A 20171-nucleotide genomic window follows, 5' to 3' on the forward strand; every position below is an offset into this window, starting at 1 on the left:
GGCAGTGGCACTAGGGTTCCTTTAAAAGGGTCACCCTCCTTGTTATTCACATTTGGCATAAGACAAACAGCACCACCTTGAATTACTTCAAGGTCGTTATGAGTTAATTTTATAAACATTGCTTATACTCCTTATTTTGTCAATTACTTACTTCTCTATATTATGGTTGATATACTTGATGCCCCATAAAAATAGTACGAAACCCAATAATGAAAAAAAACCTACAAATATAGCGATAACTTTTTGATAATAGAAATCTGTTGTCAAAAAACGAAGGCAACTAAGTGTCAGTAACAAGAAACAAGCTAGGGAAGCTTTTAATTGATTTAACACAGTTGGTTCTTCTCTTATTGTCATTATTTTTCGAATGAGCAATATATCAACCACAACCACTAAGAGGGCTGTTACGATGTAGATCAATTGGAATACGGATGATAAGTTATGAAGTAATTGACTAAAAAAAAGTACCAGTAAGGATATGCTAACTACTTGGGCAATGATAAATAGCACTATATCCCTTTTTGAAACTCTATGTGTCATTGTTGTTCTCCTTAACAGCCAAGTAAGGCTACTCCACCTCCAATAGCTGCACCTACTGCACCAGTTCCAATTGCATACGGTCCAATGAAGAAAGCCGTTCCACCTGCAGCTGCAGAGAATCCTTCTGAAGCACCTACGGCGACAGAGGCCCCACACATTCCCCATCGTTCCCAATTGACTCGTCCTCCTTCAACACTAGCAAGTGTTTCGAGGTCAAGGGTGTTAAAGTTTTCAATTGTTTGAGTTGCCATGGCAACTACCTCCTAAAATTTTTATCGTGTGTTCTTTCAATCACATCTTTAGTATAGCACTCTGATAGTCATTTAAAAGCCAGCGTCCCAAAAAGTGGCTATATGTCCCGAATAGTAAAAAAAAAGACTGAATATCATTTTTGATTCAGTCCATATCTTATTGAAAAAGCTTTAACTAATTCTTTCTATACTGCCTATAGACTCCAAATAAAAAGAAAAAGAATCCTATTGATGCTAACAAAAGTTGATAGATATTTCCTGATGACAATAGTACTTTGCTATATAAATATATCATCGCAATAGTCGAAAAAATGATTAGGTATTTCTTCATTTGTATCACCTACCTCAAATGAAGATTATTTAGCTGTATCATAACAAAATGCTGTGCTACCGCCTGCAAATCCAGCTCCTGCACCTGCGATGCCAAAGAAAGCTGCACCGACAATCGTCATTCCGGTAGTACCAATAACACATTGAGCACCATAGCCTTGACCACTTACATTAGACAATGCATTTGTATCCAGTTTTTTAAATCTTTCAAGTTGTTTATTATTCATAAATTCCTCCCATACAAATTAGAAACAGTATAAGGCTGCACCTACTAACACCCCACCGACAGCTCCCCACGGGCCACCTACTGCACCAAGTCCTCCTACTGCCAGCATCCCCTCATCACAGGACAACCCACCCTCAACACTAGCAAGTGTTTCGAGGTCGAGGGTGTTAAAGTTTTCAATTGTTTGAGTTGCCATGGCAACTACCTCCTAAAATTTTTATCGTGTGATCTCTCAATCACATCTTTAGTATAGCATTCAAGTGTCTCTATCAGAGCTAGCGTCCCAAAAAGTGGCCATATGTCCCGAATGGTAATTCCTAATATATATTGTTTATAAAATTCAGAAAAAAAAAAAAATCTCATTTTACACTCATAAAAAATTGAAAAACCGTTTTCTTTATGTTACAATTTTTCAATAAACAGTATTCGTCATGAAAGGGAGGACTCAACCTTGAGAATTTACCTATTAGAAGATAATTCTATTCAGATGGGTCGCTTGGAAGAGGCTGTGGCACATGAACTTAAATCCTTCGGAAAAGATCTATCCTGTGTCCAGTCTTTTGACAAACCTGACCAGTTGTTATCAGCTATCACTTCTAATACAAGCGATCAGATTTTCTTTCTTGATATTGAAATTAAAGGTGAAGATAAGAAGGGACTTGATATCGCTAAAATCATACGTCAAAATAACCCTTATGCTATCATTGCCTTTGTCACTACACATATAGAGTTCATGCCTCAAGCTTTTGGCGTTACAGCCTATAAATACATCGATAAAACCTTAGATGAAGCTAGCTTTAGAAAAGAAATAGGGGAAACCATTGCTCAAGTCTTCCCTATTAACGCAACTACCACGGATGAGTTTTTTCTCTACAAAACAGAGTCTCAATTAATAAACCTTCCTATGGATCAAATTCTCTACCTATCCACATCAGATATCAAACACCATGTTCACCTCCAGACTATCCATACCCTCATGGATATCCGAGCAAATCTGATGGACTTTAAAAAGATACACCATAAACTCCAGCCATGCCATCGCTCTTACATCGTCAATACAGATATGATCATCTCTGTAAATAAGACCAATTATGAAGTTACCTTGATTAATGGTCAAATCCTGCCAGTATCACGTCTGAAAATAGGAAAAATTGCACAGATTGTTGAGGAGAGAGGAAGATGATCAATTTAGTTCTGTTACTGTTAACTGTTTTTTGTCTCAGCTTAGAGATTCTCTTATTTCTTTATCTCTTAAACAAAAGAATTTCAGTTAAATATTTTTTACTTTTACTAGTGTGCAGGTGTGCTTTTAATTTTACTTCTTATTACTCTCACTGGATGATATTTAAATTCTGGGGAGAAGATATTTACTACCTTCTCCTTTCATTTATTTTATCCTATAGGACTGAAAAATCATTTAGTTTAAAAGCTTTCAATGGGTTATTCTCTAATACACTAACTAATCTTGTGTTAAGATTAGTTACTTTTTTCCTTTTCCCATTCCTTCACTTAAGCATTACTAATTATCAGCATTCTTTAGTTGTCTCCATTTTCACGTCTGCTGTTTCTCTTTTCCTATCATTCCTATTTATTAAATTATTCAAGGGGAGCTTTACCATACTTCAAAAGCAGAAATCAAATTCACCAATCCAACATATTATTAAAGTTGCCAACTTTTTCATGCTTGGATATACTTTACTTTTACAAACCCTCATGTATCTTGAAAATACTACTCACTACTCAACTTTAGAGATTAGAAAGCTCCTCGTCGTTGTTTCTCTTATCCTTTTCTTTATTATGATTATCTTTCTAGATAGAGAAATCCGAAAAATAATTCAAGAGCAATTGGACTTCCAGAAAAACCTACAACTAAAAAACCTCAGCACCTACAACAAACATATTGAGGGTCTATACAATTCTGTTCGTAGTTTTAGACATGACTATAGTAATCTCTTGGTCACCCTAAGGCTAGGAATTGACAAAAACGACATGACTATTGTTAAAGAGGTCTATGATAGTGTGCTTCAGGAATCCAATAAGCGACTAAATGCAGGTAACTTTGATCTAGCCCGATTGACTAATATCAAAGATAACACCTTAAAAAGTCTCTTGTCAGCTAAAGTATTACAAGCAGAGGAAGAGAATATCGAAACGCATCTTAGCGTACCTGAACCGATTAGTTTGGTAGGAATGGAAATCCTAGACTTTATTATCATCACTTCTATTTTTTTAGATAACGCTATAGAAAGTGCTAATCAAACATTAAACCCTAAGATTACTATCAGTTTTATGGAAGATAATCATTCCCAGCTATTATCTATTAGCAATACCATAAGTGAAGAAAAAACAGAAACTCAAACCATATTCAAAAAAGGTGTCTCCAACAAGGGACATGAGCGAGGAATTGGCCTTGCTAATGTCACTGAAATCTTAAGTACCTATAGCAACGTGCACTTAGAGACACAGAGTAACAATTTCTCATTCACACAACAATTAACAATAACTAAAAAGGCCTAGTCAGCCTTTTTTAGTCGATTTAGATTTAAAAATTCTTATAACCTTTGTCAACAAATGATCTTTGCTCTCTACTATTCTGACCAAAGAAAATTTTCAAATAATCCATCCATCCGCCTCCACCTACGACTTGTGCCAGGTCTTGGTTATCAAGTGATTCAAAGTTGTTAATAGTATTTTTAGTCATCAGTAACTCTCCTTATTAGTCCTGCAAGTTTAGTAACTTGTCTTTAAAGTAATTGAAGTAGGTCTTTTGGTCAATAACGCTTGTCACACGACCTTCTAGACCGTAACGTAGATTTTGGGCTTCTTTTTCTGAAATGCTTGCCCTAGCAGTTACTCTAAACACATTCCCCCTTTCTGTTTCCGTGGCAGAATTATCAATACTCTCAAGTTTTCCAATAATTGTGGTACCGTGATTACCAACCTTATCCAAGGTCAGTCGAACTGACTGGCCTTTTTGCAGTTTTGGCACATAATCCGAATTCACATAATAAGTAATGGCAACTTCCTGGGTTTGAGTCATATCGGGATAAAGCTGGGCCAACTCAGTTCCTGTCGCAGCCATGGTTGCTTTTTTATCAGCTTGACTCAAGTGTAAGATTCCATCTTCTGGTGACTGGATGAGGGTATTAGTCAGAAGGACATCTGCCTGATTGATTTTACTCTCGGTATCGGTAATTTGTGTTTCCACTGAGCTCAATTGCTGTCCTGCATTTTGCAAGAATTGATTTTTTAGAGCTTCTTTTTTAGTGCTAGCACTATTGTCATAAGTTGCTACTGTACCTGTCCCAGCCTTTTGGATTTCTAGATTACCTATGGAAGCATTCAAGCTCGAAATATTGGTATTAACTTGAGATAGGTATTGGTCTGTTACACTAGCATCCGGTGTCGTAGCATACTGACTGTTATAGGCATTTAAGGTTGCCTGATGAGGATTGCCTTCAGGTAAAGTCGTTTCATGATTGGTAATAGCTTGAGAGAGCGCCTCATACTCTGAGACCTGAGTCTGCAATTGACTAATCTGGTTATCAATAGCAGAACCGGTATTACTCGCAATTGCTGCTTGGTTATTAACCTCTGTATTTGTTTTAGCCACACCCAAGTCAATATCCTGTGCCTGACTTAGGTAGGTGTTAAAAGTACTCTGATAACCAAACTCGTCTTCCTGTTCTTGGAAAAGATTGGTTCCCTGAGTTAGGCTAGATTGCAAGGTCTTCAAACCTGATTCCTGTCTTTTTAAAAGTTCTAGTTGCTTTTGAAGCCCCTCTTTTTGCGATGCCTCCATGGTCTCTGAATACTGAACTAAGGTGTCCCCTTTTTTAACAACCTTATTAGCAACCAGTTGATTATCTATGATGGTATTGTCACTGGTTGATTGGATTACTGCGATAACCTTGGTTGGCTCTATACTTCCTCTAGACGTGACTGTAACTTCCTTCTTAGCAAAAAAAGCGAAAAGAAAAAGGAAAATAACTAACAAAATCAAGGGAGTAATCAAAACAGTAGACATATTGTGGTAGCGACGATGGTAAAACTCTGTGCTTTTAAACAACTGTGGATTCATCGTGTTTCCTTTTCCTCACTTTCTAAATAATTGATAATAGAAACCTGGATAAGACATCAGGTCTTGATGAGAACCTGTCTCCACTACGCGTCCCTGATCAATGACTACGATACGGTCGGTCCGCTCAGCGATACTAAGCCTGTGTGCTACAAAGATGATCGTTTTATCTTTTAATGCTAGGAGGTTATCAATAACCTGCTTTTCTGTCAAAACATCCAATCCGCTAGTTGCTTCATCTAAGATTAGTACAGGAGATTTCGTTAGTAGTGCACGCGCCAAAGCGATACGTTGCTTTTGCCCTCCAGACAGACCTGCTCCATCAGACAGCTCTGTCTGAAACCCCATAGGCATGTTTTCAATATCTTGACGAATTTCTGCTATTTCACAAGCTTTCAAAATATCAGCTTGCGTAATACCCCGTGCTGCACCTAAAGTAAGATTTTCTAAAACACTACCACTAAATATATAGGATTGCTGAGGGAGATAGTTAATATGTTGACGAAGAGTTTTCTTGTCTATGCGACTAATATTTTGACCATTAAAATCTATGTGCCCCTTATATGGTTGATAAAAATTGACCAACATTTTAGCTAGAGTAGTCTTACCAGATCCACTGACACCAACAAAACTGATTTTTTCTCCTTGTCTAATCGTCAAACTGACATCAGTCAAAGTATCACGACCAAAACCATATTTATAAGATAAATCCGTAACAGTGATATCTCCATCCGCAATGCCTTCTTGATAGGTATCATCACTTTGTCCAAACTCTGATTCAATCAGATAGACCTCATTTAGCCTAGTATTAGCTACCTTAGCAGACTGTAACTTGGTTTGCAGGTTAATGATATTTTCCAAAGGATTCGTGAAGTAGGAAAGCAACATATTAAAAGTAATCAATTGTCCTATAGAAATGGTATTTCCCATCACCAACTGAGCACCTGTCCAGAGGATAAGTACATTTAAAATAAGTTGAGCACCTTGTTTCAATGATGTTTGTAGTATAGATAACTTAGAAAGGCGAAAAGAATTGTCTAGATAGTCAACAAACTCACCATCAATCTTTTGATAGCGTACTTCTTCGCTGGTTAGTGATTTTATGGTTTCAATCCCATTAATGTCCTCAATGATGGCTGAACTAACCATAGCATTACTCTGCATGACGTCATGATTCATTCGCTCAAAAGGTTTCATAAAGGCAAAGACGATAAGGGTATAAATTGGAACCGAACAAAGAACTAGCTTGAAGAGATTGCTATTTTGTATCAATAACACGCCTCCTACGATAATCACAATAGAGAAATCAAGGAAAAGTGATAATATCGTCGAAGCCAGAGCATCGATAATAGAGTTAGCATCACTAAAACGTGAGGTAACCTCCCCTGTACGTCTTGTGGCAAAAAAAGACATTGGGAGTTCAAAGATATGTCGTATGTAAGACAAGATAACGTCAATGGTCAATCGCTGACTCAGTATGGTTAAGAGATAATCTCTTGCAAAAGTCATCATTTGTTGTAAAACATAGGTCACAACTAATCCAATTGAGATAATTCCTAAGGTAGACTTCATTTGATTAGGGACATATTCGTCTAGAATACCTTGTAAATAATAGGAACCTAAAATATTTATTAAGGTAACCAAGAGACTGGCAAAGACAATATTAGCTATCAAGGACCTTTGTTTAAAGATCAAAGGGAGAAAGTCCCAGAGTCCATTTTTCTTATCCTTATGTGGTTTATAACTGGGTTCCGGTCCCATAAAAAGAGTAACACCTGTCCACTCTTTCTCAAAACGCTCTTTAGTCATTTTAGTTACTTTTACACTTGGATCAGGGTCTCCAATTATCAGATAATCCTTGGTGCTTTTATAAATAACATAATAATGTTGAAGCTTCCCATCTTTATTAACATGAGCAATAAAAGGATAAGGAACATCTTCCATCTCAAAGAGCGACATTTCAGCCTTTATAGCTCTCGTTTCAAAGCCAATTTTTTTAGCAGCCTCTACAAGACCTAAGGCAGTTGTCCCTTCTTTATTGGTCTTCGCCAACTCACGCAGATGTGCTAATGAATAATCTGAACCATAGTACTTGGCCACTGATGCCAAGGCAGCAACTCCACAATCCCTCATGTCTATTTGAGGGACAAAAGTCCTACGAAAACGAAACATACCAAACCCTTTCATCACAAATTATCATATGATTAGTATGTCATATTTTCAGGATAAAAAGAGCCAGCGTCCCAAAAAGTTGCTATACGTCCCAAACGGTAAGAAAAATCTTAAAGTCATCTCCACTATTACCATTTAAGCCGTATTTGGGGTCATTTAGGACAAGTTCATTGAAATCGATTTCAAAGTTATACAATAGTTATTAGAAGGAAACATTCTAAAATAGTCCTACAAGCATACGTATTTGATCTAACCATTATTACTGTGCCAGCCCTGGTATTTCCAAAAGAAACCATGACTGCTGATAGCCTCGGAGCCTATCTCTATCGTATGATGTCATAATTTGATTATTTTTATTCCGAAAGGGGATAACATTATGAAAAACGTCAATCCATATCTCAAAAAATCCTATCAAAAAAGGCTAAATCAGCCTCTTGAGATTCGATTACTCAATTATCGGTTTAATTTTCCTTAGCTTTGTAAGTGTATTTGTTATCACTGTCAATGCTATTTTTAGCGTCACTAGAGGGGTTCCCTTCCTTAATGCCCACCTTATTTCCACCTTGAGTAATTGTGCCTTCTATCTTTTGATTTACTCAACCTTGAGGTGGCACCATCTCAAAAAGCTCTATAATCTCTACAGTGGTTTTTCCCACTACAGAAATTATAGAGCCAAGACGGTGGAATAACACAAAGATATGCCAGTAAAAATAAAGCATAAAGCTATCAGATTTAGTAAACGTATAAAAAAGTAAAATGGCAACTAACAGAATGGAGAGCCACAGCGTCTTCTTAAAGAATAACAAATATTGATACCATATCTCTTTATCCCCCAAAGTGACTTTAGATTTTTTGCCTAGGACAAGATGCATCAGAACCTCTGCTATACTGCTAAGTACTGTTAAAACCAGAATCTTACTAAGAGGAATTCCTAAAAAGAATCCTACCCACTCAATAAGCAATTGAGATAAAACAATAGCCGTAAGGGCACGTAGATTTTTTGACATAAAATATAAACCTCACACTTCTCTTAAACAGAAAGTTTTCAATATATTGAATTACACCTACAAAGCATAGATAAACACTATTTTTATAAGCATATCTATCATAAATAGCATTCTAGCCTCGTATCTGTCGCATTACTCGTACCAGATTAGAGTAACCACATCACTTATCATTTCTAAAAATGAGCTGACTAAGATCATCAGAGAGCGATAAAGAAACATAAAGTGACAAGGTATAAAATAAAAATGTTCTTTCTTGATGCCAGAAGAATGTTATCACACATTGAATACAGACAGCCAAGATAACTTGTAGGATAAATATTATGTATTTTCTAGAAAAAACAGATTGTTCCAATAGTAATCCTCCTTTCATGACATTTTTGAAAACCCAGACACTGTAAGTTTTGTCTATACGATAGAAGAACTTCTTTCAGGCCATAGAAACCCTACTCTAATTTTCACATTTTTCATTAATCACTTTCTTATTATAGCGCTTTATGCAACGTAAATTGAATAATGTCACAAATGGTTACTATATTTTCTATTTTTTAAAATATTTTTTCACTTGAAGGTAAGCTAGAAAATCACAGAGTATTAATAAAAGCATTAATACAGCTAGTACTATACGGTCTATCATATCACTGAATGTTAGTAATGTGTAAAACTCTACACAAAGCACTAGAAATGAGATGACCAGAAAGACAATGAAGAACTGCCGTATTGTTAACGGATTCACTGAATCTGGACGCTCCTTAAGAATATGGTAGAGCAGCCCATTTACCAAAATAACTACTAAAGCTAGCACTCCAACTGCTAGCAAAATCTCTGTCGAGGTCTTGCTTTTGTAGAGAGAAAGGCTGATACTTATAAGGAAAACTGCCAATACAGCAGTGACGACCCTAGAAAATCGCAGTACTCTCGAACTAATATTCTTTAACTTCATGATAAAACACTTAAGCTATGAATAACCTCAGTCAGTCTTGAAAACCTAATAAGCTATTACATTAAACTCTATTCCTTTCTGTATTTCATATTTCGTTTATCCTTTGCTATCTTTAGTAGACTTGATAATAAGTCCTTAACGATTAAATTCTACTGGAGATGTAATATAATAGCGTCATTAGAACTGATACTTTAAATAAACGAATATACATATCTTTGTTTTTTCTATTACAAAGATATGCAATCAAATATAATCTCCGCTATCATTAGCAAGAATAATTTTATTTCGGGAACATCAAGTATAATCATTTGCAAGCATCTTACGTTCAAAGTGACCAAAGGTTACTTTTGAAACTGTACCCATTTTTTAAAAAGTAAGCTATAAAGAAGCACCGTTAGCCCTAGCAAGTTAATGGTATGGTGGACTGCATCCAAACTTCTAAATAGATTAGCGAGGCTCATTCCGATGAGAATGGTAGCCAGTAAATACGGTTTTGAGTCTTTGAACATACTTTTCTCCTTAAAGTGTTTTTAGCTATCTGTGCATAAGCTATGAGTTTTATTATAGATTGGAAGCCGATAAAAAAGTAGTGACATGGATGTCACTACTCGATTTTGATTTTTAAGAAATCTTTTCGAATATAGAATCAATGCTCTAAACTAGCTTACTCTCCTTGCATTGCACCTGCTTGTAGGCTGTACATCTTGTGGTAGGTACCGCCGAGGGCTAAGAGCTCCTCATGGCTACCGTGTTCGATGATGCGGCCCTTGTCTAAGACATAGATGCAGTTGGCATCTTGGATTGTTGATAGGCGGTGGGCAATAGCAATGGTTGTGCGTCCTTGACGCATTTTTGCTAAAGAATTTTGGACAATAGCCTCTGTCTCTGAATCAATATTGGCTGTCGCTTCATCCAGAATCAAAATCTTAGGTTGGCTAGCAACGGTCCTAGCAAAGGCTAGAAGTTGGCGTTGACCGGTTGAAAAACTTGAACCTCTTTCAGAAACTGGAGCATCATAGCCTTCTGGAAGTTTGTCGATAAAGTGATTGGCATCCACAAACTCAGCGGCGGCTTTAATCTCTTCATCAGTTAAATCCTGATACATGGCAATATTGGATTTGACTGTACCATGATAGAGAAAGGGTTCCTGAAGGACAAGACCAATGTTATTACGCAGCTCTGCCTGACTATAATCGCGAATATCCACACCGTCAAGAAGAACTCGGCCTGATTGGAACTCATAGAAACGCATAAACACGTTGATAATAGAGGATTTTCCGGAACCTGTAGAACCGACAAAGGCGATGGTTTCTCCTTTATTGACAGAGAAAGATATATTATCCAAAATCTGGTGCTTGCCATCATAGGAGAAGGAGACATTTTCAAAGCGAATATTCCCCTCAGTAACCTTGGCATCTGTGTCTCGCTGCTCAGGTTCATAGGTACGCTCGTCAATCAAGGCGAAGACCCGACCGGCTGAGACCATAGAAGTTTGCAAGGTTGAGAAGTTTTGTGTCACTTCAATCAAGGGATCAAAGAGACGGTTAATGTACTGGATAAAGGCATACATGGTCCCCGCTGTGATACCCAGATAGATGCCACGATAGCCAAAATAGGCCATGAGAACAGCATAGCCCAGGAGCTTAAGTAAACTCATGGCTGGGCGTAGAAAGAGAGAATCCAGTGACATGGAACGGCTAGCGTAAACTAGGTGTTCCTCATTAATAGCATCAAACTCTTTTTTGAGGCGTTTCTCTTGGTTAAAAGCCTGAATAATGCGAATCCCTTCGATACTCTCTGACAATTTAGCATTTATATCTGAAAGTAAGGCTCTGGTCTTTTCAATGATGACCACTGATTTTTTGCGGTAAAGGTTAACCAAAAGGACAATCAAAGGAAGAAAGAGGACAATAAGCCCCGTCAGACGAATGTCCAACATCATCATGGTGTAAAGGGTGGTGACAAAGATAAAGATAGCCGAAATAAAGCTAGACAGAATCCCTGAGAACATCTCACTAATAGTCTCTGTATCATTGGTTAAGCGAGAAACGATAGATCCTGCTGGAGTTTTGTCAAAGTAGGACATACCCAGTTTCTCCATATTAGCAAAGGCATCTCGGCGAATATCCCTGACAATACTGTAGGACACACGCGCAAAAAAGAGATTTCCAAAATACTGGACTAGCGTCTGCAAAAGATAAAGACCATAGTACCCAATCAGAATCATACTTGCTGCTTGATTCATATCATGGAGATAGTGGTCGATAAAATAAGAGGCCACAAGGGGAATGATACTCTTGATAACCGTTGTAGACAAGAGAAAGGCTAAAGCTAGAAAGGTCAAGAATTTGTAAGGCTTGAGATAAGTTAAAAGACGCTTAAACACAGACCATTGGTTTTGATTAGGCATCGGCTTCTCCTCCTTCCATTTCTAACTGTTGAGACTCATAGGTCTTGGCATACCAACCACCCTGAGCTAACAAGTCCTCATGACGGCCACGTTCAATGATACGACCATCCTGCATGACTAAGATAAGATCAGCGTGCACCACCGCACTCAAACGATGGGCGGTAATGATAGTCGTCTTGTCCTTACGGGTATGTTTGAGATTGTCAATAATAGCATGTTCTGTCTTGGCATCAACCGCAGATAAGGAGTCGTCCAAAATCAAAATATCTGGATCCAAAATCATGGCCCGACTCATGGCCAGACGTTGTTTTTGACCACCTGATAGGCTGACACCCTTTTCACCAATGATCGTTTCAAAACCTTCAGGCATATCCTTGATATCATCATAAACTTGAGCCAACTTAGTCGCTTTTTCCACCTTTTCAAAGGCAAGATCAGGATTACCAAAGCGGACATTGTCTAAAATGGAACTGGCAAAGAGAAACTGGTCTTGAGGAACATAGCCCATCAAGCTACGCAAGTCTGATAGGCGATAGTCTCGGATGTCATGCCCATTCAAATAGATGGCTCCTTGATTTACATCGTGCTCCCGCAAGAGCAACTTGACAAGAGCCGTCTTTCCTGAACCAGTCTGTCCAACTAAACCAAGGGTTTGCCCCTTGTCCAAGGTGAAATGAATATCTCTCAAAGTATCTTCATCCTCAAAGGTAAAGCGGTCAATCGCATATTCCAAGCGACCATTTTCAATACTTGGGAGAGGGTGCACAGAATCTTGAACATCTGATTCCTGCTCCAGAAGATTTTCAATACGTTGGTAGGACACATTTCCCCTCTGTGTGATATTAAAGAGGAAGCCAATGGCCATCAGAGGCCAAACCAGCATGTCCAAATAGGTAATGAAGGTTACCAAATTTCCGACCGTTATCTGACCAGCCTGAATCATAAAGGCACCGACAAGAAGGGTCAAAACATAGGATGAGCCAACAAAAAGTAAGACCAAAGGATCAAAAAGGCTGTCATACTTCATGGTATGCATATTCTTTTTAAAGGTCATCTTATTGGTCTCTTGGAAGGACTGAAGCTCAGCCTCCTGATAGCCAAAAGACTTGGTTACCTTGATTCCTGATACCGACTCTTGAACCTTATTGTTAAGTTCGGAAAAAGCTGCCTGAGATTCTCCAAAAGCTTTATGGGTCTTACGGCCCAAACGACTGGTCGCAAAAGCCATGAAGGGTAGGGGTAAGACAGCCACCAGTGTCATCTGCCAGGAAATGCTGAAAAACATGGTGATTAGGGTTACCAAAGCTGTGATAGAGGCATCTACGGCTGACATGACACCCCCACCAGCCAAGCGGGTTAAAGAGTTGATATCATTGGTTGCATGGGCCATGAGGTCTCCAGTTCGGTACTTTTGATAAAAAGAAGGCGACATCTTGGTAAAATGCTCAAATAGGCGTGAACGCATAATCTGGCCTAAGCGATAAGAAGTCGCCAAGATATACATGCGCCAAACATAACGCAAATAGTACATTCCCAAAGCTGCCAATAGCAAATATACGAGATTCAGAAGCATCATCTGATTGGTCAATTTTCCCGATGTGATAGCATCAATGACCCTCCCCATAACCATAGGAGGAATCAGATTGAGAACCGAAACCAGACTCAGTGCTAAAATCCCAATAATATACCGGCGTTTTTCCAACTTGAAAAACCACCAAAGTTTTGCAATGATTGATTCTTTAAAAGACAAGTTACTCCTCCTATCCTTACAAATGGTTAATAATAGACCTCGTATAAGTCTCGATAGAAAATAAGTGAAACCTGAGACGCGTAAGCTCCCAGGTTTTTTACTCTTTAGAATGCGTTTGAATCAGTTTTACAAGAAGGCGGTAGACACCTAGTGCCACCAAACCACCCAAAGTATTGGTCCATAAATCATCTAACTCAAAGACACGATTAGCATCAATGAGAAGATCTAGGATAACTTGTCCAACCTCAATCGTCAAAGACATGACAAAGGTCGCTAAAAGAACCTTTTTCCAAGACCTGAATCTGGGGTACAAGGCTAAAAGCCCTAAAATCAGCGGACTCAGTAAGAAAATATTGGTCACATTTTGCCCAAGCACAAAGACAATCTCTTTAAGACTATCCAGCTGATAAAAGTTGGTCAAACTATTGAATGGGGTTAATAGGACCACGACACGACCAAAATGTTGAATACCAGGGGTTTCAACACCTTCAACTAGCCCGTACTGGGGTGTCCAGCATAGGAGTACTAAACAAAGGAGATAAGCACAGACCAAAACTCTGCTTAGCTTTCTTCCTTTTGGTGTTAGTTCTCCATCCTTATCTACCCAAGTCTTAAGCTGAAACATCTTACTTACCTTCTGATTTACCAGAAGCTTCTGCCACTGCCTTTTGACGGTCGCGTTTCATAGTGTTTGAACGCAATTGTCCACAAGCTGCATCGATATCTGTACCGTGCTCTTGACGAACCACGCAGTTAACCCCATTTTTCTTGAGTACATCGTAGAAGGCCGCCACACGTTCTTTCGTTGAACGGCTATATTGGTCGTGCTCTGATACTGGGTTATATGGAATCAAGTTGATGTATGACAACTTACGGATTTTCTTAGTCAAATCAGCCAACTCTTGAGCATTTTCAGGATGGTCATTGACCTCATTAAGCATGATATACTCAAAAGTGACACGACGATTGGTTGTCTGGATGTAATACTCGATAGCTTCAAAGAGTTTTTCAAGTGGGAACGAGCGATTGATACGCATGATGCTTGAACGAAGATCATTGTTAGGTGCGTGAAGTGATACGGCAAGGTTAACTTGAACACCTTCGTTAGCAAATTCCTTGATTTTTGGTGCCAAACCAGATGTTGACACAGTAATGTGACGTGCTCCAATGGCAAGACCATTGTCATTGTTAATGGTACGCAAGAAGCGAAGCACATTGTCATAGTTATCAAATGGCTCACCGATACCCATAACAACCACGTGGCTGACACGTTCACCGTCGCCACGGTCATCAAAGTATTTTTGTACCAACATGATTTGCGCCACAATCTCACCAGCAGTCAAGTCACGTTGTTTCTTAATCAAACCACTCGCACAGAAAGTACAACCAATGTTACAGCCAACCTGAGTTGTCACACAGACAGACAAACCATAGTGTTGACGCATCAAAACAGTCTCAATCAACATACCATCTGGCAATTCAAAAAGATACTTAACTGTACCATCTTTTGATTCTTGAACGATACGCTGTTTCAATGGGTTTACGCAGAAATTCTCGTTCAATTTAGCAATGAAATCCTTAGAAATGTTGGTCATTTCTTCGAAAGATTGCACACGCTTCTTGTAGAGCCAATCCCAAATTTGAGTAGCACGGAATTTCTTTTCCCCGTGTTCCATAGCCCAGTCAATCAACTCATCACGAGTAAGACCGTAAATAGAAGGCTTGTAGCCCTCCATATCCTCCAATTTCTGACGTTTACGACGTTCTGGTTTTGCTTGTGTTGTTACTTCTGACATAGTTTAATTTCCTTTTTTTCTGATTGTAAAATGCTGACCATCTGACTTGGCATTACTTTGCTTTTTCAGTGAGGTATGTTGATTTTTTGAAGCCTTCTTCTGACTCTTCTTGAAGTTAGACTTTCGCTCACGACTAGCATCCTCAGCCCTAGATTTGAACTTAGGTCGACGCTTGATTTTCTCAAAGCTTGGCCCCTCTTGGTCCCTGTCTCTTCGTTTGGACTTATCCCGCTTTTGCTTAGCAGAAACTTTTTGGTCCTTATTCTTTTGAGAAGCATTACGCTCCTTCTCTCTAGATTCCTGAGAAGAATGACGACGATTGTTAGAACGACGACGCTTGCGACGAGGCTCTGTCTCCTCTTCAAAGACGATTAACTGCGGCTCTTCATTTTTTAAAATAAAGTAGGCACAACCAAAGGCACAGTATTCACGTAAATACTCTGACAATCGGCTAATACGATCTGTCTTACGCGTATTAGGACGCTCGTCCTCGTAAAAGCCCTTAAGGCGAAGCTGATCATTAGACCAATCCCCAACAATATAGTCATACTTAAGCATGATTTCAGAAAAACGTTGCCCAAAGCGGGTAGCGTCTAAAGCATCCTTGTGATTTTCAAGAACCGTAAACTGATAGGCATCTGATTTCAGAAGGTCGGCCACATACACAAAGTCTGGCCCTGGATATTTATTATAATTAAACATTTCTGGCAAGATTTCTTTACGCATGTGCCATCCTTTCTGCTCTCTCTTATTTTCTGTCCTGATGCTGTTATAATGCTCTTATCTCTTATCCCAATCAGCACCATTTTTTCTTAAATACTTAGCCACAAGTCCCCTTAACAAATCCGGAAAAAGAAGAGTGACTTCCTTTTCTTTGATTGTAGGGAAATAAGAAGCAAAGTAGTATTGATCCACAAGGACCAAACTAAACTTCTCATTGGAATCTACAACCCTACTATTATACAATAAAATACCGTTTTTGTAAGCAAAATTCCCTGTAATTAGCTCACCAAATACCTTGCCTCTAAAGCCCATACCTTTAATAGCCTGGTTTTTAAGGAGTTCAGCCTTGGTAAAAACTTCACGACAGATTTCCTTTATTTCTTTCCCTGTCACGACTAGACGCACCATCCGCATCTGATGGGGAAGGGCTTTTTGAAGGTCTGCCATGGTCACTTGAGGACCTAGCGTTTTCATGATAAGACCTGTATTTAAAAGCGTTAACTGGCTATCTGTCTCCTGACAAACAGCTTGTAAAACCAATTGACAAGTCTCATCAAAATCTAGTTCTCGGCCTAGATTAGCCACTTTTTCCTGAGCCAAACGACGATGGCCTTCCTCACGCATAGCCTTGATAAAGATTTCGTCCTCCTTGTCCAAATCCAAGATGTATGACTTGGTGGGAATAGCCTCGATCTGACACTCTATCAATTGCCCATTTTCCACAGTAAGGTCAATACAGCCAAGATAATAGCCATATCTATCAGCAGCTGCCAAATAAGTCTCATTAATCAATTTGCCCTCTTCAAAAAGGTGATGCGTGTGGCTCCCGATGACAAGGTTTACCTGCGGATAAGTCTCTGCAATCTGCTCATCATAACGTACACCCAGATGGCTAAGAACGACGACTATGTCTGCATCCCTTACCCCAGGGCGAGCCAAATCCTCTTCCAACCGAGCCATAGGCTCTAACACCTGCCAACCGTTAGGAGCATAGGTAATGTAATATGGGAAGGTATAGGCCAAGAAAGCAATGTTTGTACCTGCTTTAGTTTTATGGATAAGATAGGGTTTGGTCCATTCAGGCTGTCTCCCCTCATCCTTGAGATTTCCTATAATTGGCTGAAACTTGGCCTGCTCATAAAGACAGTCTAGCTCATTCTTAGCTAGACCAATTCCCTCATTATTTCCAATAGTCGCATAGTCTATTCCCAACTCATTCATCAAGGCTACATTAAAACGCCCAGCGGTCGCATCAGATAGAGGATGGGACTTATCCACATTATCCCCAAGATCTACCTTAATCAACTCTCTATACGTCTGACTCAAATCATCCACAGCCCGCTTGAGTTGTGGATACTGTTCAAAATGAGAGTGCAAATCATTGATATGAAGAATTCGAATCGTGTCTTTCATGACTTCTATTTTAGCACTTTTACCACAAAAAAACTTGACATTCATTTTGCCAAGTTTTTACATATCTAAATTTGCTTACAGCTAAACGCCAAGGCTTAGAAACTTTGCTTCTTAGCTTTACGCTCAGCACGTCCCTTAGCACGATTAGCTGCACGACGCTCACGTTTGCGTTTTTCGTCAACCTTCCACTGAATTTTCTTCTTGTAACCAGGCTTGATTTTTTTCTTTTTCTTCTTAACCAGACCAATCATTTCCGTATCAAGTTTTTGATAGGCTTTTTCTCGGTTGGCACGACGGTCACGGTCATAGGTATCTTGAAACTCACCATCTTTAAATACCTTAGGTTCAAAGGTAATACCCATTTTTTCCAGCTCACGAATATCTGAGTCGTCACTTGGTTGATAAAGGGTGATAGCTGTCCCTGACAAGCCGTTACGTCCAGTACGTCCTACACGGTGAACAAAGAATGACAAATCTTGAGGAATAGCGTCATTGATAACATGGCTAACCCCTTCAATATCAATTCCACGCGCTGCAAGGTCAGTCGCTACAATATACTCAAACTCAAGTTTCTTAACTTGATTCATGATACGTTTACGTTCACGCGGTGGAATACCGCCATGAATTTTCGCAACTTTAAGACCGTTTGATACCAAATAACTATGTAAATCATCCGCACGTTCCTTGGTATTGACGAAAATCATTGCCAAGTATGGTTGCATTCCCTTAAGCATCTCAAGAATCTGTTCATTCTTGTTGCGCCCCTTGGTAGATACCAACCAGTTATCAATGGTATCTGCAATCACAGTTGAAGTCTTGATTTGTTCCATGACAGGATTGGTCAAGTATTTCTTCAAGAATGGTTGCAATTTTTGAGGAATGGTTGCTGAGAAGACCAAAATTTGAACTTCCTTAGGAAGACTTGCCGCAATCTTATCCACAGTATCCAAGAATCCCATATCCATGGTCATGTCAGCCTCGTCAACAACAAAAGTATGGGCCTTGTGGATAGCTAAGTCACCAGATTTAACTAGGTCATAGATACGCCCTGGTGTCCCGATAACAATATGAGGTTGGGCTACCTTGAGTTTCTCAATCTGACGTTGCTTGTCTGTACCACCCACATAGTTAACCACACGAATTTCAGTCTCAGAGTGTTTAGCAATCTGTTTTGTCGCTTGGTAAATTTGTGTCGCCAATTCACGTGATGGCGCTGTAATAACAACTTGAACATCGCCACTCTTTGGATTGAGCTTCTCAAAAATTGGCAAGAGAAAGGTATGTGTTTTCCCTGAACCCGTCTTTGATTCACCAACTAAATCACGGCCTGAACGGACTACAGGAATCAATTTCTGTTGAACAGGCGTCGGCTCCTTAAACTTAATCTCGTCAAGAGCCTCCTGAATAAATGTTTTAAAATTAAAATCTTTAAATGACATTTTTTCTTACTTCTTTTCTATCTAGTCTATCCTTATCATTATAACAAAAAAAGAGCATTTCTGCTCTTTTCATTTATTTCATAACGTTTCCAAGAACCATCCAAAGGGTAATGGCACTTGCAAGTGCTCCAACTGCCCAAAGGAAAGCATCAACCTTCCACTCTGACCATTTGTCGCCCTTACCTGAAAGACCACCCAATTCGAGGTGGTGGTGGAATGGTGTCATACGGAAAATACGACGACCTTCTCCATACTTACGCTTAGTGTATTTGAAATAGCTGACCTGTAGCATGACAGAAGCTGTCTCAAAGACATAAACCACACCAATCAAGAGTAGCGTCCACTCTACACGTAGGGCAATAGAGATAACCGCAAGCATAGCCCCAAGTGACAAAGACCCAACATCCCCCATAAAGACCTTGGCTGGCTTGTGGTTAAAGACGAAGAAGCCAAGAAGGGCACCAATCATAGTAATAATGATAGTCAAGATAGCGAACTCACCCTTGACAAAAGCGATGATTCCATAAGCAATCAAGCTGATAACCACAGAGATAGAAGCTAAACCATCAATACCGTCTGTCAAGTTCACAGCATTTGAGAAACCAACAATCCAGAATAGGACAAAGAGAACATAGAAGACACCAAGGTGAATTGTCAATCCTCCAATAGATAGGCTATTTGTCCCACTAGGGAGTACATGGATGAAATAGAAAAGCAAACCTGCAATAATCTGCAAAGCCATCTTTTGCCAAGGTTTAAGACCCTCATTGATTTGATGGAAAATCTTAAGGAAATCATCAAGGAAGCCGATAATACCATAAATCAAGAGTACAAAGAGAATTCCTACTGGGGCACCATAGGCTTGGTGTCCCTTGCTAAAGACATGGAAGTTGAAAATCAAACTAACCAAGATGGCAACCACTAGGAATACTGTCCCTCCCATAGTTGGTGTACCAGCCTTGGCCAAGTGCTGCTTCACATCTTCATGCATCTGTTGGCCACCGATTTTTTTGATTTTGTAGTAAGTAATAAAATGAGGCATGGCGAGCACCGTCAACACAAAGGCGGCCACGCCTGCTATCAGACTCATAGTCAT

19 protein-coding genes are annotated in these 20171 nt (G+C 39.2%); 2 read left to right on the plus strand and 17 right to left on the minus strand.

The window, feature by feature from the left end:
* Positions 1 to 147: 147 nt before the first annotated feature.
* From RDY04_RS06135 to RDY04_RS06150, 4 genes are all read right to left on the minus strand, one after another.
* The gene (locus RDY04_RS06135; protein ID WP_303949924.1) at positions 148 to 540 is read right to left on the minus strand and encodes a hypothetical protein; all 393 of its coding nucleotides are present in this window, start codon (positions 538 to 540) and stop codon (positions 148 to 150) included.
* Positions 541 to 551: 11 nt separating this feature from the next.
* A complete protein-coding gene (locus RDY04_RS06140; protein ID WP_011681565.1) occupies positions 552 to 791 on the minus strand; it encodes a Blp family class II bacteriocin in 240 nt (79 codons plus the stop codon).
* Between the two features lie 356 nt (positions 792 to 1147).
* The gene (locus RDY04_RS06145) at positions 1148 to 1348 is read right to left on the minus strand and encodes a hypothetical protein (protein ID WP_011681569.1); all 201 of its coding nucleotides are present in this window, start codon (positions 1346 to 1348) and stop codon (positions 1148 to 1150) included.
* 18 nt (positions 1349 to 1366) lie between these two features.
* The gene (locus tag RDY04_RS06150; RefSeq protein ID WP_011681570.1) at positions 1367 to 1543 is read right to left on the minus strand and encodes a Blp family class II bacteriocin; all 177 of its coding nucleotides are present in this window, start codon (positions 1541 to 1543) and stop codon (positions 1367 to 1369) included.
* Positions 1544 to 1798: 255 nt separating this feature from the next.
* Between RDY04_RS06150 and RDY04_RS06155 the strand changes: the two genes are divergently transcribed.
* Together RDY04_RS06155 and RDY04_RS06160 are read left to right on the plus strand one after the other, a co-directional pair.
* Positions 1799 to 2530, plus strand: coding sequence for a LytTR family DNA-binding domain-containing protein (locus RDY04_RS06155; RefSeq protein ID WP_303949934.1), 732 nt, complete (start codon positions 1799 to 1801; stop codon positions 2528 to 2530).
* Positions 2527 to 3864 (plus strand): sensor histidine kinase, encoded by a 1338-nt coding sequence (locus RDY04_RS06160; RefSeq protein WP_303949936.1) that lies wholly within the window; start codon positions 2527 to 2529, stop codon positions 3862 to 3864. The genes RDY04_RS06155 and RDY04_RS06160 overlap by 4 nt, the downstream gene beginning before the upstream one ends.
* A 25-nt stretch (positions 3865 to 3889) precedes the next feature.
* On the opposite strand, the gene RDY04_RS06165 is transcribed toward RDY04_RS06160, so the two are convergent.
* The 13 genes from RDY04_RS06165 to mraY form a co-directional block, all read right to left on the minus strand.
* A complete protein-coding gene (locus RDY04_RS06165; RefSeq protein WP_303949939.1) occupies positions 3890 to 4048 on the minus strand; it encodes a ComC/BlpC family leader-containing pheromone/bacteriocin in 159 nt (52 codons plus the stop codon).
* A 15-nt stretch (positions 4049 to 4063) separates the two neighbouring features.
* Positions 4064 to 5428: a bacteriocin secretion accessory protein gene (locus RDY04_RS06170; protein WP_303949942.1), complete on the minus strand. Its 1365-nt coding sequence runs from the start codon at positions 5426 to 5428 to the stop codon at positions 4064 to 4066.
* Between the two features lie 15 nt (positions 5429 to 5443).
* Positions 5444 to 7597, minus strand: coding sequence for a peptide cleavage/export ABC transporter (locus tag RDY04_RS06175; protein ID WP_303949944.1), 2154 nt, complete (start codon positions 7595 to 7597; stop codon positions 5444 to 5446).
* A gap of 596 nt (positions 7598 to 8193) precedes the next feature.
* Complete coding sequence (locus tag RDY04_RS06180; RefSeq protein WP_303949946.1) at positions 8194 to 8604, minus strand: bacteriocin secretion protein; 411 nt, start codon at positions 8602 to 8604, stop codon at positions 8194 to 8196.
* A gap of 538 nt (positions 8605 to 9142) precedes the next feature.
* The gene (locus tag RDY04_RS06185; RefSeq protein ID WP_308000836.1) at positions 9143 to 9544 is read right to left on the minus strand and encodes a hypothetical protein; all 402 of its coding nucleotides are present in this window, start codon (positions 9542 to 9544) and stop codon (positions 9143 to 9145) included.
* 664 nt (positions 9545 to 10208) lie between these two features.
* The gene (locus RDY04_RS06190; RefSeq protein WP_303949950.1) at positions 10209 to 11954 is read right to left on the minus strand and encodes an ABC transporter ATP-binding protein; all 1746 of its coding nucleotides are present in this window, start codon (positions 11952 to 11954) and stop codon (positions 10209 to 10211) included.
* Entirely contained in the window at positions 11947 to 13704 is a 1758-nt protein-coding gene (locus tag RDY04_RS06195) for an ABC transporter ATP-binding protein (protein WP_303949953.1), read from the minus strand. Before RDY04_RS06195 ends, RDY04_RS06190 begins: the two co-directional genes overlap by 8 nt.
* Before the next feature lie 97 nt (positions 13705 to 13801).
* A complete protein-coding gene (locus tag RDY04_RS06200; protein ID WP_003094723.1) occupies positions 13802 to 14329 on the minus strand; it encodes a VanZ family protein in 528 nt (175 codons plus the stop codon).
* A gap of 1 nt (position 14330) precedes the next feature.
* Positions 14331 to 15440: a 23S rRNA (adenine(2503)-C(2))-methyltransferase RlmN gene (rlmN, locus tag RDY04_RS06205; protein WP_096832658.1), complete on the minus strand. Its 1110-nt coding sequence runs from the start codon at positions 15438 to 15440 to the stop codon at positions 14331 to 14333.
* Positions 15441 to 15503: 63 nt separating this feature from the next.
* Positions 15504 to 16226 carry a YutD family protein gene (locus RDY04_RS06210; protein WP_303949955.1) on the minus strand — a complete coding sequence of 241 codons (723 nt, stop codon included), beginning with the start codon at positions 16224 to 16226 and terminating at the stop codon, positions 15504 to 15506.
* A 54-nt stretch (positions 16227 to 16280) separates the two neighbouring features.
* Complete coding sequence (locus tag RDY04_RS06215) at positions 16281 to 17636, minus strand: bifunctional UDP-sugar hydrolase/5'-nucleotidase (RefSeq protein WP_303949957.1); 1356 nt, start codon at positions 17634 to 17636, stop codon at positions 16281 to 16283.
* A gap of 95 nt (positions 17637 to 17731) precedes the next feature.
* On the minus strand, positions 17732 to 19075 hold the full coding sequence (locus RDY04_RS06220) for a DEAD/DEAH box helicase (protein WP_037602529.1): 1344 nt from the start codon (positions 19073 to 19075) through the stop codon (positions 17732 to 17734).
* 73 nt (positions 19076 to 19148) lie between these two features.
* Positions 19149 to 20171, minus strand: a complete 1023-nt coding sequence (gene mraY / locus RDY04_RS06225) for a phospho-N-acetylmuramoyl-pentapeptide-transferase (RefSeq protein ID WP_003096123.1) — start codon at positions 20169 to 20171, stop codon at positions 19149 to 19151.

The organism is uncultured Streptococcus sp. (assembly GCF_902463925.1).
In the GTDB taxonomy this organism is placed as follows: Bacteria; Bacillota; Bacilli; order Lactobacillales; family Streptococcaceae; genus Streptococcus.

Bases quoted from the DNA above. Each gene is read 5' to 3' on its own strand.
- RDY04_RS06135 (WP_303949924.1), bottom strand. From the start codon at position 540: ATGACACATAGAGTTTCAAAAAGGGATATAGTGCTATTTATCATTGCC.
- RDY04_RS06140 (WP_011681565.1), bottom strand. From the start codon at position 791: ATGGCAACTCAAACAATTGAAAACTTTAACACCCTTGACCTCGAAACA.
- RDY04_RS06145 (WP_011681569.1), bottom strand. From the start codon at position 1,348: ATGAATAATAAACAACTTGAAAGATTTAAAAAACTGGATACAAATGCA.
- RDY04_RS06150 (WP_011681570.1), bottom strand. From the start codon at position 1,543: ATGGCAACTCAAACAATTGAAAACTTTAACACCCTCGACCTCGAAACA.
- RDY04_RS06160 (WP_303949936.1), top strand. From the start codon at position 2,527: ATGATCAATTTAGTTCTGTTACTGTTAACTGTTTTTTGTCTCAGCTTA.
- RDY04_RS06165 (WP_303949939.1), bottom strand. From the start codon at position 4,048: ATGACTAAAAATACTATTAACAACTTTGAATCACTTGATAACCAAGAC.
- RDY04_RS06170 (WP_303949942.1), bottom strand. From the start codon at position 5,428: ATGAATCCACAGTTGTTTAAAAGCACAGAGTTTTACCATCGTCGCTAC.
- RDY04_RS06175 (WP_303949944.1), bottom strand. From the start codon at position 7,597: ATGTTTCGTTTTCGTAGGACTTTTGTCCCTCAAATAGACATGAGGGAT.
- RDY04_RS06180 (WP_303949946.1), bottom strand. From the start codon at position 8,604: ATGTCAAAAAATCTACGTGCCCTTACGGCTATTGTTTTATCTCAATTG.
- RDY04_RS06185 (WP_308000836.1), bottom strand. From the start codon at position 9,544: ATGAAGTTAAAGAATATTAGTTCGAGAGTACTGCGATTTTCTAGGGTC.
- RDY04_RS06190 (WP_303949950.1), bottom strand. From the start codon at position 11,954: ATGCCTAATCAAAACCAATGGTCTGTGTTTAAGCGTCTTTTAACTTAT.
- RDY04_RS06200 (WP_003094723.1), bottom strand. From the start codon at position 14,329: ATGTTTCAGCTTAAGACTTGGGTAGATAAGGATGGAGAACTAACACCA.
- rlmN (WP_096832658.1), bottom strand. From the start codon at position 15,440: ATGGAGGGCTACAAGCCTTCTATTTACGGTCTTACTCGTGATGAGTTG.
- RDY04_RS06210 (WP_303949955.1), bottom strand. From the start codon at position 16,226: ATGCGTAAAGAAATCTTGCCAGAAATGTTTAATTATAATAAATATCCA.
- RDY04_RS06215 (WP_303949957.1), bottom strand. From the start codon at position 17,636: ATGAAAGACACGATTCGAATTCTTCATATCAATGATTTGCACTCTCAT.
- RDY04_RS06220 (WP_037602529.1), bottom strand. From the start codon at position 19,075: ATGTCATTTAAAGATTTTAATTTTAAAACATTTATTCAGGAGGCTCTT.
- mraY (WP_003096123.1), bottom strand. From the start codon at position 20,171: ATGACTATGAGTCTGATAGCAGGCGTGGCCGCCTTTGTGTTGACGGTG.